Here is a 16,123-nt window from a genome sequence, read left to right as displayed (position 1 = left end):
ATGGAAGGCTTTGACTGCGTCGATCATGCATGCGCATCACGTCAGCGACTACTGTTAGACCTGACAGGGTTTCTAGACCGATTGGCGATCAAGCACGGTTTTTTAAGTGGTTTGGTTAACGATGAAAAATGCTGGGCAGGGACAGGCTGATCCAGAAGTGCAGCAGGCCATGAACCTCTCGAACCAACGTCAAAAGATCGCAGCCTGCGGCAGCTTTTACGGGCAAATTGTCAGGTTTTTGCGGGGATTTCGTGGTTATCCAGTACGCGGTTCACGGCCAGTTCGGCGAGCATGATGATCTGCTGGATCGCCAAAATCGTGCGCCGTTGCGGGAGGTCAATGTAGGCGGCGATGTCGCTGGTCATGAGGCTGGCTTGTGCCAGGGATTCGCAGGCATGTACCAGCAGGCTTTCGCTGTCTTGATCGGGCGCGACCTGGAACATGGTGCTGGGTTTGTGGAACCGCAAGGTGAGCGCGTTGGGTTTGAGGTAGTGGTCGAGGGCGCGTTCGGCGGCTTCGTGGAATTTCTTTGAATCGGGGGATTGGTAGGGCGAGGTGTCGTTGGTTTCTGGCGGATTGGGTGTTGGCTTTTTCATGATGAATACTCAGTTGGTGAAAGTGGAGCTGCCTTCGATTGCCGCGACGCAATCTGAGGTGGCAGCTGTACGCGGGTTCGCGGACCGATAACTGAGAAATCGGCATACCTCCAAGGACGGTATCCCGCGCACAGCCGCCATGACACAAACAACGGGCACCGAGGTGCCGTCAGGTTGGCGATTATGCATCAGTTATCGGGCCGCGACGCCCCATCGCTGAATTTGCAGCGACTCACCGAGCCTATCCATCCCATTTCCGACGCACAACCGACGCGAGTTGTCGGAAATCTCCCGCCAAACGCCCTCTTTGTAGGACTTCCCCAATGCCCCTGTAGGAGCCGCCGCAGACTGCGATCTTTTAAATGTGTCATACGTGCGTATTCCCCCAAGGGTAATTTCTTCGGTTATCGACCTATCTATCCCGGCAACGAGGAAGTTGAAATTTTCGCTCGATTGAACTTGCCGCAAAGCGATTGATGATCGACAGGCGCGCTTGAAAAAAGAGGGGAAAGGTGGCTAGTTTTTCTGATTATGTTTCCACGCATCTGCGTGGGAATTCAGTCCAGGATACTTTGCGTTCCGTCGGGAAAAATATCGCCATAGCGCTCAAACCATTTCGATGACCGCGAGAGGAAAAGTTATACGCTTTTTGCTCTTTAAGAATCAGATGATCTAAAGGACTGTCAGGTATGACAGTTACGCACTTGTAATTAAATCAGCATGATTACTCCTCACTTTGCAATTCGATGGAGCCGAATATGGAAAGCAAGCAGATGGTAACGTCCAGCTTTACGGGGTTTTTCAATGCCAAGATCCAAGGTCGGCCTGATTTCATAGCGAACTATCTCAGTATTTATGATGATGGCGAGAATTATCACTGTATCGGTAGAGAGAACACGGATGACATTGGCGAATTTACATTGCTCTACCTAACGGTGAAACATAACCCGTTGCCATATGAGTTCGCTATTTTATTCGTTGCCTTCAGATCTGGATCAGGCAATGAAAACATAGAGACAAGAACATGTGAGTCATTCGACTTTAACTTTGATGCGCAGACTCAATGCTACAAGGGATCCTTCCATATACCTGAAGATAAGGAAGAACGCATTAGGGATATTCTGGGTAGGTTCGAGATAACTACGCGCAATGTCAAACACTCCCTTGGAGACTAACAAAGATGGTGAGTTGAGAGGTTCTGTGTCAGTCACCTTTAACTGTAAACATTGATGCTTGCGCAGGCCCTCCCGCAGTCTTACCAGTGAATTCAAAAAACTGTATGGCACAAAAAAGGCGATGTCCCTCACGAGACATCGCCTTCTTTTTTACCGCCGCTAAATCTTATTCCGGCAGTTTGTACGCAATCACATAGTCACCCATTTTGGTGCCCAGCGAGCCGTGGCCGCCGACAACGAGCAGGACGTATTGCTTGCCGTCCTTGCCGGTGTAGGTCATCGGGGTCGCTTGGCCGCCAGCCGGCAGACGCGCTTTCCACAACTCTTTACCGGAGTTGACGTCGTAGGCGCGCAGGTACTGGTCGAGGGTGCCGCTGAGGAAGCCGACGCCGCCGGCCGTTACCATCGAGCCGCCCATGCTAGGCACGCCCAGGGTGAAGCCGATCGGGATTGGCGAGCTGTCGCGGCTGGTGCCGTTTTTGCGTTTCCACACGACTTTGCTGGTGGTCAGGTCGATACCGGCGACGTAGCCCCAGGCCGGGGCCTGGCACGGTACGCCGAATGGCGACATGAACGGGTGCATGATCACCGCGTATGGCGCGCCAGTGTTCGGTTGCACGCCAGCGGTTTCGCTCTCGCGTTTGCTGCCGGCGGCGACTTGCTCGCGTGGCACCATTTTCGAGACGAAGGCCATGTAGTTCGGGCTGGTGAACAGCATCTGGCGAACCGGATCGACCGACACGCCGCCCCAGTTGAACACGCCAACGTTACCCGGGTAGATCAGGCTGCCCTGTTCCGACGGCGGGGTGTACTGGCCTTCATAACGCAGTTCCTTGAACTGGATGCGGCACAGCATCTGGTCGAACGGGCTCGCGCCCCACATGGCTTTTTCGGTCAGTTCCGGGGCCAGCAGGTTGAGGTCCGAACGGGCCTGGGTCGGTGCGGTGCGGTCGCCTTTCACGGCGCCTTGCGGTACCGGGATTTCCTTGATCGGGATGATCGGCGTGCCGTCACGACGGTCGAGGACGTACAGGCTGCCCTGTTTGGTCGGAGCGATCAGCGCGGGTTTCACGCCGTCGGCGGTTTTCATGTCGAGCAGGGTTGGCTGGCTGCCAACGTCCATGTCCCACAGGTCGTGGTGGGTGAACTGGTAGTTCCAGCGCACTTTACCGGTGGCCAGGTCCAGGGCTACAACACCGGCGCTGAATTTCTCGGCGCCCGGGGTGCGGTCGGCGCCCCACTGGTCTGGGGTCTGGTTGCCCAGTGGCAGGTAAACCATGCCGAGTTTTTCGTCGACGCTGGCCAGCGACCACATGTTGGCCGAGTTACGGCTGTAGGTTTCGCCTGGGGCCAAAGGTTCGGTGGCGTCGGGATTGTTGCTGTCCCAGTTCCACACCAAGTGACCGTCGCGCACGTCGTAGGCGCGGATCACGCCCGATGGCTCGTTGGTCGACTCGTTGTCGGTGACGTGACCGCCCATGATCACCAGATCACGGGTAATCGCGGCCGGCGAGGTGGAGTAGTAGCCACCGGCGGTGAACGGGCCGATGCCTTGGGTCAGGTCAACCACACCTTTGTTGCCGAAGTCTTCGCAGATTTTGCCGGTGTCGGCGTTCAGCGCGATCAGGCGCGCATCAGCGGTTGGCAGGTACAGACGACGTGGGCAGGCCTGAGCAACGGCTTTGCCAGCTTCGGAAATCACGGCGGAGGCCGCATTTTCAGACTTGGCGTAAGCGGCTTCGTCGTAGTACGACACGCCACGGCAGGTCATGTGGGCGAAGCCTTTGAAGCCGACCGGGCTCTTGATCTGCGGGTCGAAGCGCCACAGTTCTTTACCGGTGTCCGGGTCCAGTGCCAGCACTTTGCTGTGCGCGGTGCAGGCGTAGATCATGCCGTTGGCTTTGAGCGGGGTGTTTTCGTTGGTCAGCTCAACCGGGTCATCAGCGGTCGGCAGGTCGCCGGTCTGGATGCGCCAGGCTTCTTGCAGCTTGCCGACGTTGGCCGGGGTGATCTGCTTGAGCGGGGAATAACGATCACCGAATTCGCTGCGACCATAGGCCTGCCAGTCGCCATCAGGCATGGCTGGCGCGGTGCTGGTCATGTCGGCTGTGTCGCGGCCCAGTTCGCCGAAAGTTTCGCCCGGGTGGGTGAACAGGCTGGCCAGAGCCGTGACGCCGGCCAGAACCACCGCCACGGTCAGACCGCCGGTGCCCATTGGCGCAGGGCCGGCGAGCAGCAGCGGACGACGGAACCACGGCAGCAGCATCACGAAACCGAGGGCAAACCACAGCGCCAGACGCGGCACCAGTTGCCACCAGTCCAGACCGACTTCCCACAAGGCCCAAACAGTGCTGGCGAACAGCACGATGGCGTACAAGCCCAGCGCCGCGCGACGGCGCAGCAGCATCAGAATGCCGGTCAGCGTGATGCCGATACCGGCCAGCAGGTAGTACAGCGAGCCGCCGAGCATGCTCAGCTTGACTCCCCCGGCCAGCATGGCCAGGCCCATCAGTAGAAGCAGAATGCCGAGCAGGCCCGGTAGCAGACGGCCCCGACTCGAAGCACTTACGGTGCTCATAGTGTGAATCTCCGTGACGTTTATGTAGTCCCGCGCTGTAGTCACTTTAGATGACGATTTGGCGTGGGCATGGTTCAGATAAAAACTTGTTTAGCTAACGAATTTTATGTGGGAGCGAGCCTGCTCGCGAAAGCGGTGTGTCAGTCGACTTCTTAGGTGAAGTTGAAATTGCTTTCGCGAGCAGGCTCGCTCCCACATTGGATCTCAGTGGTTTTCTAGAACGAGGACTGGATCTTCAGCCCCGCGATCAGTGCGTCATCGACCTTGTCCACGCCGCCCGGATGGCGGATGTATTGCAGGTTCGGGCGTACGGTCAGCCAGTTCGTCACGTGCACGCCGTAATACAGTTCGGCGCTGTATTCGGTGTCTTGCGGCGGCAGGAACGATGGATCGTCGTAGTCGTAGACCGCGTTGGCCCGGTTGCTCGCTTCGGCGTTTTTGCGATAGGCCGGGTTGACGTGCACGCGGGCCAGGGCGAAGCCGATGTCGTCTTTGGCGCGGGCGTCGAACGGGCCTTTGTAGGTGAGGCCGGCCTGGACGTAGTTGTCGATGGCGTTGGTCTTCTTGTCGTGCATCGTGGCGTTGGCGAACACGCTCAGGCCACGGCTGTTGTCGCTGGCGATGCTGGTGAGCTGCTGCTGGGCACCGAACCACACGCCGTGTTTGCTCGACGCGCTGCGGTAGGCTTCGCCGCTCAGCGCTGCCGGTTGGCCATTGTTGTCTTTATAGACGTCAGTGGCCTTGGCGTTGCTGTAGTAGTAACCGGCGCGGTATTCGCCCGGAAGGCCGTTGAGCTTCGGCGTCCACACCAGTTCCACCGGCAGGATCGCGCCTTGGGTGCCGCTGCCGCTGAGTTTGAAGCCGTTGCCGCGATCAAGGTTCGACGGGTTCTGCTCGTAGGCGCCGACCTGTGCGTACAGCTCCGGCGTCAGGTGATATTTGACGCGCATGGCCCACTGGCTGACCGGCCAGTTGTACCAGATGCCGCCGACCCAGTTGCCGACCTGCGAACCGCAGAACGCCAGGTTCTGGAAGTCGCACGGGAAGGTATTGAAGTCTTCGCCTTCGCCGAAACGGCCGACCTTGATGTCGAGTTTCTGATCGAAGAATTTCTGCTGGTACCACATCTGCGTCAGGCGCGTGGTCTGGCCACGGCCCCAGACTTCCTGAGCAGACGTGAAGCCGCCGACGCGGGGATCGTTGATGCGGTCGTTGCTGATGTTGTTGCCGCTGCGTTTGGTGATGGTCAGTTGAAACTCGGCGTCGTCCCAGCCGAGGATCTTTTGCAGGTCCAGGTGTGTGCCGAGGCCGAACTGGTCGCTGTAACGTGCGGTGCGGTCGTGGTCGTAGCCGCCGTGCAGGTTGCTGCCCATTTCGCCGGTGTAATCGAGTTTGAAGTCGTAGCCTTTTTCCGAGAGTTCGGTGCGCGTGCCGTTCCAGTCACCGAGCATGTACGGTGATTCGCTGTCGAACGCGGGAGCCGCGTGGGCGCAGGTGGCGAGGCCAAGGGCGGTGCAGCCGCCGATCACGCGCAGGGATGAGATAGCGCTGTCTCGGAAGAACGGAAAATCGGGCATAAAAGGGGTCTTTCTTGATCTTTTTTTGGGGATGAGCTGACCGCTACGATTTGACGCAGGCAGTGAAGCGATTCAGCGGAAAGGCGGCAGGATAATGATCTGTAACAAAAAGACAAAGGGGTTTTATTGACATGAACAGTTTCGGATTTGGTAACAGTGCGGCAAACGGGCGCATTGCGGGTCTGGTCGCAGGCTGCGATCTTTTCGGGTTGGCCTACATTTGATGCAAGGCCTTCCACCCGATCACCCCCTCGGCTAAGGTGCGCGGCTTCTGCATTTTCACTTCGTCCAAAGGCCTGGCATGAACGAACAATCCCCCGATCCGCTGCACGGCGTAACCCTCGAACAGATCCTCACCGCTCTCGTGGCCCATTACGAATGGTCTGGGTTGGCCGAGCGCATCGACATCCGTTGTTTCAAGAGCGATCCGAGCATCAAGTCGAGCCTGACGTTCCTGCGTAAAACTCCGTGGGCGCGGGAGAAGGTCGAGCGTCTGTACGTGAAACTGATGCGCACCAAGCGACCGCTCTGAGATGGACGCCGTATGGCGCCGACGCCTGATCATCCTCGCCGCCATGCTTGGCTGGGCGGGACTGGCCATTCAGCTGTACCTGATTTTCTTCGCGCGTTTGAGTGTCGGCGCCAGTCTGTTGGGCGGCCTGGTGAGTTTCTTCAGTTACTTCACGGTGTTGACCAACACGTTGGTGGCGACGGTGCTGACCTGCGCCGTCACGCTGCGTGAATCCGCCGCGCGCCGCTGGTTTTTGCAACCGTGGGTGAGCAGTGGGGTGGCGGTGAGTATTGTGGTGGTCGGGGTCGCGTATAGCCTTTTGCTGCGGCATTTATGGCACCCCGAAGGCTGGCAATTCATCGCTGACGAATTGCTTCACGACGTGATGCCGTTGCTGTTTCTGGGCTATTGGTGGTGTTGCGTACCCAAAGGCACCTTGCGTCTTTGGCATCTGCCGCTGTGGCTGATTTATCCGCTGGCGTATTTCGCTTATGCCTTGCTGCGCGGGCATGTGCTGGGGGCGTATGCGTATCCGTTCATTGATGTGTCGGTGCTGGGTTATCCACAGGTGTTCATCAATGCCGGGGGGATATTGGTGGGGTTTGTGGTGATTGGGTTGGCGGTGATTGGCCTCGATCGCTGGTCTCGGCCTCAACTGCACAGTTGATTGAAAACTGTGGCGAGGGGATTTATCCCCGATGGGCTGCGAAGCAGCCCTGATACCTGCCAGCGCGATTTACCTGATTCACCGAGGTGCCGGGTTGGGGCTGCTGCGCAGCCCATCGGGGATAAATCCCCTCACCACAATAGTCCCCAGTCACAGTTGGTTTGTACAAAGCAGGGGATATCATTCCTCTTCTTCAGAACCCTCGGCGCGCCAGTAGCCGACGGCTTTGACGAGCTTCTCATCGAGTCCATGCTCATCCAGCAACACCCGGCGGATCTGCCGCGAAACCTTGGTCTCTGTCGCCACCCACGCATACAGATTGCCTTTGGGCACCTGCAACTGTTTGACGGTGGTCAGCAGGTTGTCCTTGCCGCCGTCGCGCAATACCCAGATCACATTGACCTGCGCCGCGCTCTCCAGCGCTTGCTGCTCGGCGCCGTTTTCCACTTCGATCACCACCAGCGCCTTGCGATTGGCCGCCAGGCCTTCGAGGCGGCGGGCGATGGCGGGCAGGGCGGTTTCGTCACCGATCAACAGGTAGCTGTCGAAGATGTCCGGCACGATCATCGAGCCGCGTGGGCCGCCGATGTGCAGGAACTGCCCAGGTGCGGCCTGTTCCGCCCAGGTCGAGGCAGGGCCATCGCCGTGCAGGACGAAGTCGATGTCCAGCTCAAGTTTGTCGAGGTCATAGCGGCGCGGGGTGTAGTCGCGCATCTCGGGTGTCGGGCCATCGTTCTTGCTGCCGAGCACCATGGTTTCCAGCGCGGCCGTTTGTTCGGCGTTCTGCGGGAACAGCAATTTGACGTGATCGTCGGTGCCGAGGCTGATGAACCCGGCCAGCTCCGGCCCGCCGAGGGTGATGCGGCGCATGCGCGGGGTGATATCGACCACGCGCAACACTTCGAGGCGACGGCGTTTGATTTCGTGTGTCACGCGGTGAATGGTTTGGGTATCGACTGCAGTCATTCGGCTTTCTCCGGGGCAGGTTGAACGGCTGGGCCGTCGACGATGGCTTTGGCGGTGTCGTTGAGCAGGTCACGCACGCGCTGGATTTCTTCCGGGCTCCAGCGCCCGTGGTGCAGTTGCAGGGCGTGGCGCAAGTTGTGCACCGCCTCGTGGATTTCCGGCGGCCGGTCATGGCCACGCAAAGAGCGTTTGCTGACGTCGATGCGCATGCGCACGCCGTCGAGGGCTACGGCTTGCTCGCTCAGGGACAGGCGCCCGGCGTCGGTCACGCTGTAGCGTTTTTTGCCGCCCTCGGCATCGCCTGTGATCAGTTCGCTTTCTTCCAGAAAGGTCAGGGTCGGGTAGATCACGCCGGGGCTCGGGCTGTAGGCGCCGTCGAACATGCCTTCGATCTGGCGGATCAGGTCATAGCCGTGGCAGGGCTGTTCGGCGACCAGCGCCAGCAGCAGCAACTTCAGGTCACCGGGGGCGAACACGCGTGGCCCACGGCCGCCGCGTTCGCGGCCGGGGCGCTTTTCAAAGCCGTCACGGCCGTCGCCGTGTTCTCGGTGGGGGGAATGATGGTCTCTCATTTCTGTCTTCTCTCGTCACGTTTAGATAGAACTTAAGATATATCTTTACGCCGGCGCAAGACGTTTTTGCTTCGAGTACCGGCCAGCTGACGAGTGGGGGTCTGTGCCGATGTTGCAATAGGCATTTTCGCGAGAGTCTTCAGCCATCGATAACTTGAAAGTTAAAGTTAACACTCTATTTGTCTTGAGTGATTATTCTAAAATCGCAACTAAGGCCCGCTGTATCGAGGCCGTATTGCTGTATGGTTTTTCAACTAAAACTGTATGTAGGGAATAACTTACAGTCATCGTTTTGATTATTGATTTTTTGTTCTTTTTTCTTGCGGGTCATGGGGTTGTTTAACTACGCGCTTATAGGAAGTTACTTGCTTACTTTCCAGAGGCAACAGCCGATGATGCTCCGGCATTGAAAGTTCAAGTTGATCTGGCTCAACTCCCCTGGCGTTTGACTTGGACTTTCAATCACTCCTTCTCTTAAAGAAAACAAGGTACTGAACGATGTTCAAGAAAATCGCTATCGCTGCTCCTCTGGCTCTTCTGGCACTGGGTTCCTCGGGCGCTTTCGCCGCTGGTGAAGCCGCTCACTCGATCAACATCGTCGCTCAGGTTCCGACCAACGGCTTCTACGTGGTGCCGACCAATCCTGATCTAGTCAATAAGGATCAGGACATGAGCTACAACCCAAGCACCGGCAAGATGGGCGAAGTCACCGGTTTCTTCGACGTGCGCAACAACAACGGTTCGGTTCACGCCAGCCTCGACAGCGCACCGAAACTGATCGCGGGCAGCAGCAACATCGACTTGAAAGTCGAACTCAACAACAAGACCCTCACCCTGACTCCGCAAGAAGTAGTGGGTGAGGCCGAGTCGGACGTTAACTACCGTATGCCGGTGAAAATCAGCGCCATTGGCACTAACTTCGCCCCGGGTGATTACACCGGTGTTGTGGCAATGACCTTCGACGCCGTTCCTCCGGCCGTTACGCCTTGATCGAACGATCCGGCACCCAGCGCTGACCGCAGGTCAGCGTTCACCGACGGGGCAGGCAATCCTTCTGCTCCGTCGGACTTCCACTATTCGTAATCAGAGTAAGAGTTCATGTTCCCGATGACACCCATCGCGGCTGCGCTTGCGCTGCTGTTTTGTGCCAGCGCAGCCGTGGCTTCCAACTCCGCCGGCACCACGCCGCGAAGCCTGTTGGCTCAGGCCAAAGGTTTGCCGGCGGATTTCGAGGAGCACTTCTTTGACGTACCTCTGGCGGTTCGGGTCGAACTCGATCATCAGCCATTGGGCGAGGCCATGGTGGTGTTGTCCCGCGACGATCGCATCACCCTGCTGGAATTCACCGACACCAGCGAAAACCGTTTCGGCCCCGCCGAACGGGAGAAATGGGCGGCTTTTCTCAAGCCCGGCGTGCCACTGGGCAATTGCACCGGCTCCTGTCCCGATCAGGTGCTGGCGGTGCATTACAACCTGGAAAACTCGCTGGTTTCGATTCTCACTGAAAACGCCGAGCGCGACGTCGAGGCCAAGCGTTATTACGAACAGCCCGATGGCGGCAGCAGCGGTTTGATGGTGCGCAATCAGCTCAACCTCAATGGCGGTCAGGAGCAGGATCTGGGCGGACGTTTCGGCCTTGAGGCCAGTGGCAGTCTGGGTAACTGGAGCCAGACGCTGAACCTGCAATTGGCCCGTCTCGGCGGCCCCGATGACAAGCTTTATCACGCAGTACACGAGCTTCACACCCAGCGCGAACTGCAAGGCAGTTTTTTCCGCCTGGGCTATTTCACCCCCAATTCCGAAGGGCTGACTCGCTAACCGCGCACGTTCGGCACCAGTCCCGATACGGCTGTCGGTGTCATGTACGGCAGCTCCGACAGTCTGGCCATCAACAGCCCGATGCCCAGCGTCTATCCGATTTATGTCACCGCCAACCGTCAGGGTTCTGTGGAAATCTGGCGCGATGGCCTGTTGATCAATACACAATCGGTACCGGCCGGTTTGCAGACCCTCGACACCCGGCCCTTGCCCGGTGGCATTTATGAAGTGGAAGTCCGCCTGATTGAAGACGGCCAGATCACCTCCACCACCCAGGAGTTGGTGTACAAGCCCAACAACTGGCGCAACCTCGACGACCGCTGGCGCTACAACGTGTTTGCCGGTGAGGAAAGCAAACTGCTGAGCAACTGGGACACTCAGGCCAGCGGCAGCCCCACCGCCGGTGCGGCGCTCAATTACCTGCTGCATCCACGGGTGATTCTTGGCGTGTCGGCGCGGCAGATTCGCGAAAAGCTGCAATACGGCACGTCCATCGACTGGACGCTGGCCAACCACATCAGCCTGTATGCCAACGTCTACAAGACCGAGGATTACGGCACCGGTCTGGATCTGCAAAGCCTCTATAACTATGGTTCCGGCAGCGTGGTCGTCAGCCACAACCGCAGCTGGCTCGACACCACCAACACCTACGACACCCTGCCGGACGGCACCCGGATTCGTCCGCGCAATGTGTTTATCGGCCAGACCAGCAATTCGTCGCTGGCGCTCAACCATCGCGTCAGCAGCAAGAGTTCGATCAACGCGCGGGTGTCGCACAGCGAGGGCAACGTCGAAGGCGTCGGCATGGATCTGGGCTGGACCCAACGCACCGAACTGTTTGGCAGCGACGCCAGTTGGCGCTTGTCGCTGTTCGATCGGCCGGGCAGTTACAGCAGTGGCGATGCGCGCAATCGCGGCGTCGATTTGAGCGTCAACATGGCACTCGGTGCCCCCGGTCAGCAGATCACCGGCAGCATCGGTTCGCGCACGGCCCGCGATGGCAGCCGCGACAACAATGGCTCGATCGGCTGGCGCAAGGACTTCAAGGATCATGTACTGCAAAACGTATCGGTCACCGCGCTGACCGACACCTATGGCGTCGGGATGTCCAGTCTGACGAACTGGCGCACGGATGCGGTCAATGGCGACGCCTTCATTCAGCGTTCGTCCTACAACGGCAATTTCACCGGTGGCCTCAACGTCGACAGCACGTTGGTGGTCGGCGGCGAGAAAATGCTCATGACCAGTCAGTACGAGATGCGCGGTGCGGGGATGATCGTCGATGTGGAATCGGACATCGATGACATCGCTCTGCGCGCCGACGATTACAGCGGCGGCAGTGCGGCGTTGAAGCCGGGGCGCAACTTCATTCCGATCACCGCGTACCGCAACAGCTCGGTGAGTTTCGACTTCGAAGGCAACCACGTGCCGGCGGCCACCATTGAACCGGCGCGTACCCGCTATCACCTGAACAAGGGCGGCGTGGAGTACCGCAAGATCCGCGTGATGAAGACCCTGACGGTGCTCGGTCGTCTGGTCGACGGGCAAGGGCAACCGCTCAAGGGCCACCATGTGATCAACCACGCCAGCCGTGGGGTGACGGAAGTCGACGGGTTCTTCTCGATGGAGATGAACGCCGGCTCACCGACCCTGGAAGTGCGTCAGGGCAGCCAGTTGCTGTGCCAGTTCCGCCTCGATGCGAACCAGCACCGCAGTGAAAACAATGTGCTGATGATCGGCGATCTGCGCTGCACGCCGGACACGCTGGCCGACGTGACCTCCACCGATCAGAAGGCGGGTTGAGCCATGCACAAGTCCCTGTGTGGCTGGCTACTGGCTTTGGCTTTGCCATCGGCAGAAGGCGCGAGCCAGGAAATCCGGGCGTTGTTTCAGCCTGATCCGTCGCAACCGAGCAAAAACGTGTTTATCAACAAGACACCGGTCAGTGGTTACTGCGCAAGTCATGTAAGCGAGTGCGCCGACAACAATATGTTCAGTCTGCAACTGCCGATTCGTTTTAACGCGCAGCGTCCACTGGTGCCGGCGGACTATATCCAGATCAGGGTGCCTGCCAGTTGGCGACAACTCACCGTCACGAACAGTGAAACCGGGGAAACGGAAACCGTCGAAGTGCGTATTACCGGGATTGGTTCCAATTATGTCCTGAGTGATGCTGCCACCGCGATCACCGGCGAAGTGGATAACATCGATGCGCATCGCAAGCTCTGGGTGGAAAGCAGCTGGGTCAATGCGCCGCCTCCCTGTCAGTACAGCGGTATGGGCTACCTCACACCCAAGACTTACCAGTTTTTCTGGAAAACACCTCAGGAAGGGGCGTGCACCAAAACCGCCGCTTACGCCATCCCGCACATGTCTATGGAGTACCTCGACTTTGCCTATGAGCTGCGCACACCCAATCCCTTGAACATGTCGTCGGGTCTGTACAGCGGCTCGATGGTCTACAGCATCGGTCCGGCCGGCGATTTCGATCTGGGGTCTTTGATCCAGCCGGACGACAACGTTCTCAATCTGGATTTCGTCCTCGACGTGCAGCACACCCTGAAGGTCGATCTGCCACCGGGCGGCAACAAAGTCATGCTCGAACCCGAGGGCGGCTGGATGCGCTGGATCGACAGTGGCCGCAAGCCGACAAGCATCTACCGCGACCAGCTGTTCTACATCTCCGCCTCGTCGCGCTTCAAAGTCATGATGCTGTGCGATTCAACTGGCGGCACACGCTGCAAGTTAGGCAGCCCGCGAGGCAACGTCACCGAAGTGGAAACCTTCCTGACATTGCCCGCCGGAATCGGTGGGCCGAGTGGCGGTGAGGTGAAGTTGCTCAAGCTGCTTTACAACACTTGGGTCGGGCCTTTCCAGCCCACTGTCTATCTCGACCGCAAGGCCGGCTCACTGCGTTTTGAAATGCCCAGGGACGCTATCGATTTTCTTTTCAGGCCCGGCCTGAGCGACACGCTCAGCGGCAACATCACCATTATCTGGGACTCGGAAGTGTGAGCACTCCGGTCAGGCCATTTCGTTTTTCATGGAGTTGAAACCGATGAAACGTGTTTTTTTGCTGGGTGTGCTCAGCGTGTTTTACCTGACGGCACAAGCCGGTCCGCAGATCAACGTCGGCACGGTATACGACTATCTGGATGCCGATAAAAGTACCTACCTGAAACGGATCTTCAACAGCGGCGACGCGACAGCGTTCGTCAAGGTCAACGTGCTGGAGATTGTCTACGGTGCTGATGGCACACCGCAGGAAATCCCGGTTCAGAACGCCGCTGACGGCGCCTCGCGCAACGGGTTGATGGCCAGCCCCGCGCGGCTGATCGTGCCGGCCCAGGGCATGCAGGGCACGCGTTTGCTGTACATGGGCGAGCGTGATCGCGAGCGCTACTTCCGCGTACGTTTCGTGCCGGTGGTGCCGGAAAAGGAAGATGAGTTCGCCGTCACCGGTGAAGAACGCGAAGACTACAAAAAGTCGCTGAAAGCCGGGGTCAACGTGATGACCGGGTTCGGCATTGTGTTTTTCGTGCGGCCCAAGGATGCGCGTTTTGCCACCGCAATTACCGAGACCGACAGCCGTTATGAGCTGCGCAACGATGGCAACACGGTGGTGATTGTCGACGAGTTCAAAAGCTGCGCGGTGAACAAGGAAACCGACTGCGGCGCGACCACCAAGCACCACTTGCTGGCGGGCAAGACCTTCGCTTTCGACAAGGAGAAGGGGCGCGAGTACCGCTTTCTCCTGATCGAGGGTGGCGATAAGAAAGTCCTCAAGGTCGCAGGCGGCAAGGCCTGATTTCCAATGACGCAACGGGTAACCGACATGATCAAGCAATGCACCGTTGTCGCGCTGATGGTCACGGCGGCTCTGACAGCCAACGTGGCGTGGGCGGCCCGGGAAGAACACACCTTTGAAGTGTCCCTGACCATCCCCAGCCGACCGTTCTACATCATCCCCTCCGAGCCGGACTGGATTCACCGGCCCCAGCGGCTCGACTGGAATCACTCGACATCGAGTCTGAGCAGTGTGCGCAAGAACTTTGATGTGCGGCACGACACCAGCGCGATTGAAGCGCGCCTGGAGGCCGAGCCGTACCTGTCCAACGGTCGCGCCGGTGAGGAAATTTATTTGCAGGTGAGCTTCAACGGGGTGCAGTTGAGCGCCGAGACGACACCGCGCCAAGTGGTGTCGCAGGAAGAAGCCGCTACGGGAAAACGGGTTCTGTTGCAGATCGATCCGATCAAGCCGGACGGTGGTTACCGCCCCGGGGACTATAGCGGCAACGTGCTGCTGCTATTCAACGCCAGGGCGCCGGGCGAGTGAGTCGGACCGTGAAATTTCCTTGGCTTTATCGACACTGTTTTGGAGAACGCCCGTGAGCTTTTCAATCGCCCCGGCCTGCCGGTCATGGATCGGTTTGCTGCTGACACTGGTTGCCAGTGCGGCATCGGCAGAAGTGCATAACATCGACGCGACCTTCGAACCGGATTTTGCCAACCCGCAGAGAAATCAGTTCAAGAACCAGACGCCGTCCGAGGGGTTTTGTCGCCAGGTGCCTGCAACTTGCGAGTCCCTGGGTCTGTTTAGCCTGATTGCGCGCATACCGTTCGAGGCCAAGGCGCCGATTCAGGCCAACCACGCTGATCCGCGTCAGGGGGGGATGGCCAAGGTGCCTTCGGACTGGCGCACGGTCACCGTCACCCATGCTTCAGGTGATACGCACGTTGTCGAGCTAAGGATTGCCGGTATTGGTCATGAAACCGGATTCCCGATATCGGTCGGTGAAATAACCGGAGGCGGTTGGTGGGATGATTTATGGGAAGGGGGGGCCTGGAGCTACGCTCCGGCACCGTGCCTGGGGGTTGGTATAGCTACGGCGGGCCACCATGGCTACAACAGTTTCTGGAGAGTGCCGGAAGGCGCGGGTGTCTGCTCGAAAAAGGCCTTGTTCGATATTCCGATTGGCATGCATTACCAGTATTTCGTTTACGCCTACGAACTGCGCACACCTGATCCACTGAAGATGGAGTCGGGCGATTACACCGGCTCCATCACCTACACCGTCGGCCCGAATATGGACTTCGACATGGGCGATGTGTTGACCCCGGACGACTCGATTTTGACCCTCAACTTCAATCTGAAGGTCACCCACACCATGAAGGTCGACATTCCTCCCGGCGGCAATCGCGTGGTGCTGGAGCCGGTGGGGGGCTGGCAGTCCTGGCTGGATCAGGGGCGCAAGCCGACACGGCTGCTGCGCGACCAGACCTTCAATATCTCGGCGTCGAGCCGCTTTAAAATGAACATGGAATGCCAGTACGTCATGGGCAACAACTGTGCGTTATGGGAGTCGACCGCCGGCCACGCCGTGCCGCTGGAAGTCAGCGTCAGCCTGCCCAACGGCCTGACGGATGGCGCAGGGCAGCCAGTCAATCGCCGGCGACTGTTGCGCGATGGCAGTGGCACCGAGTTGTTCCAGCCGGGTTTCTATCTGGATCGCAAGGTCGGCACGCTGCATTTCGAGGTGGCCCGTGAAGCGGTGGATGAAATGCTCAACGAAGGTGTGGCTCGTAACTATTCGGGCAATGTCACGGTGATCTGGGATTCGGAGTTGGGTTGAGTCTGGCGGCGTCAGCCAGCCTGTAACGGG

Annotated in this window: 13 protein-coding genes and 1 pseudogene; 9 read left to right on the top strand and 5 right to left on the bottom strand. The window is 58.7% G+C overall.

Annotation, left to right across the window (positions count from 1 at the left end; translation table 11 throughout):
• Positions 1 to 230: 230 nt before the first annotated feature.
• Positions 231 to 596: a DUF6124 family protein gene (locus ACA069_RS22965; RefSeq protein WP_497615288.1), complete on the bottom strand. Its 366-nt coding sequence runs from the start codon at positions 594 to 596 to the stop codon at positions 231 to 233.
• A gap of 758 nt (positions 597 to 1,354) precedes the next feature.
• On the opposite strand from ACA069_RS22965, the gene ACA069_RS22960 reads away from it, so the two are divergent.
• Positions 1,355 to 1,771 (top strand): hypothetical protein, encoded by a 417-nt coding sequence (locus tag ACA069_RS22960; RefSeq protein ID WP_497615287.1) that lies wholly within the window; start codon positions 1,355 to 1,357, stop codon positions 1,769 to 1,771.
• Between the two features lie 166 nt (positions 1,772 to 1,937).
• On the opposite strand, the gene ACA069_RS22955 is transcribed toward ACA069_RS22960, so the two are convergent.
• Both ACA069_RS22955 and ACA069_RS22950 read right to left on the bottom strand, forming a co-directional pair.
• Positions 1,938 to 4,349 carry a glucose/quinate/shikimate family membrane-bound PQQ-dependent dehydrogenase gene (locus ACA069_RS22955; protein ID WP_497615286.1) on the bottom strand — a complete coding sequence of 804 codons (2,412 nt, stop codon included), beginning with the start codon at positions 4,347 to 4,349 and terminating at the stop codon, positions 1,938 to 1,940.
• Between the two features lie 215 nt (positions 4,350 to 4,564).
• Positions 4,565 to 5,926, bottom strand: a complete 1,362-nt coding sequence (locus tag ACA069_RS22950) for a carbohydrate porin (RefSeq protein WP_497615285.1) — start codon at positions 5,924 to 5,926, stop codon at positions 4,565 to 4,567.
• A 301-nt stretch (positions 5,927 to 6,227) separates the two neighbouring features.
• On the opposite strand from ACA069_RS22950, the gene ACA069_RS22945 reads away from it, so the two are divergent.
• Both ACA069_RS22945 and ACA069_RS22940 read left to right on the top strand, forming a co-directional pair.
• Positions 6,228 to 6,458 carry a VF530 family protein gene (locus ACA069_RS22945; protein WP_187680225.1) on the top strand — a complete coding sequence of 77 codons (231 nt, stop codon included), beginning with the start codon at positions 6,228 to 6,230 and terminating at the stop codon, positions 6,456 to 6,458.
• A gap of 1 nt (position 6,459) precedes the next feature.
• Entirely contained in the window at positions 6,460 to 7,104 is a 645-nt protein-coding gene (locus ACA069_RS22940) for a Pr6Pr family membrane protein (RefSeq protein WP_497615284.1), read from the top strand.
• A gap of 180 nt (positions 7,105 to 7,284) precedes the next feature.
• Here the strand turns inward: ACA069_RS22940 and ACA069_RS22935 are convergent, their stop codons facing one another.
• Both ACA069_RS22935 and ACA069_RS22930 read right to left on the bottom strand, forming a co-directional pair.
• Positions 7,285 to 8,070 carry a siderophore-interacting protein gene (locus ACA069_RS22935; RefSeq protein ID WP_497615283.1) on the bottom strand — a complete coding sequence of 262 codons (786 nt, stop codon included), beginning with the start codon at positions 8,068 to 8,070 and terminating at the stop codon, positions 7,285 to 7,287.
• On the bottom strand, positions 8,067 to 8,642 hold the full coding sequence (locus ACA069_RS22930) for a PadR family transcriptional regulator (protein ID WP_187680222.1): 576 nt from the start codon (positions 8,640 to 8,642) through the stop codon (positions 8,067 to 8,069). The genes ACA069_RS22935 and ACA069_RS22930 overlap by 4 nt, the downstream gene beginning before the upstream one ends.
• A gap of 498 nt (positions 8,643 to 9,140) precedes the next feature.
• Between ACA069_RS22930 and ACA069_RS22925 the strand changes: the two genes are divergently transcribed.
• The 6 genes and pseudogenes from ACA069_RS22925 (at position 9,141) to ACA069_RS22900 (ending at position 16,093) form a co-directional block, all read left to right on the top strand.
• Positions 9,141 to 9,632, top strand: coding sequence for a CS1 type fimbrial major subunit (locus tag ACA069_RS22925; RefSeq protein ID WP_187680221.1), 492 nt, complete (start codon positions 9,141 to 9,143; stop codon positions 9,630 to 9,632).
• A 108-nt stretch (positions 9,633 to 9,740) separates the two neighbouring features.
• Positions 9,741 to 12,263: pseudogene (locus ACA069_RS22920) on the top strand (CS1-pili formation C-terminal domain-containing protein).
• 3 nt (positions 12,264 to 12,266) lie between these two features.
• Entirely contained in the window at positions 12,267 to 13,475 is a 1,209-nt protein-coding gene (locus ACA069_RS22915; protein WP_489878800.1) for a hypothetical protein, read from the top strand.
• 43 nt (positions 13,476 to 13,518) lie between these two features.
• Positions 13,519 to 14,268, top strand: coding sequence for a molecular chaperone (locus ACA069_RS22910; RefSeq protein WP_489878801.1), 750 nt, complete (start codon positions 13,519 to 13,521; stop codon positions 14,266 to 14,268).
• A gap of 27 nt (positions 14,269 to 14,295) precedes the next feature.
• The gene (locus ACA069_RS22905) at positions 14,296 to 14,796 is read left to right on the top strand and encodes a CS1 type fimbrial major subunit (protein WP_401266407.1); all 501 of its coding nucleotides are present in this window, start codon (positions 14,296 to 14,298) and stop codon (positions 14,794 to 14,796) included.
• A gap of 52 nt (positions 14,797 to 14,848) precedes the next feature.
• Complete coding sequence (locus tag ACA069_RS22900) at positions 14,849 to 16,093, top strand: hypothetical protein (protein WP_489878802.1); 1,245 nt, start codon at positions 14,849 to 14,851, stop codon at positions 16,091 to 16,093.
• The last annotated feature ends 30 nt before the right edge of the window (positions 16,094 to 16,123 follow it).

It is taken from the genome of Pseudomonas sp. LBUM1652 (genome assembly GCF_059716105.1).
This window is presented reverse-complemented; position numbering and strand designations above follow the sequence as displayed.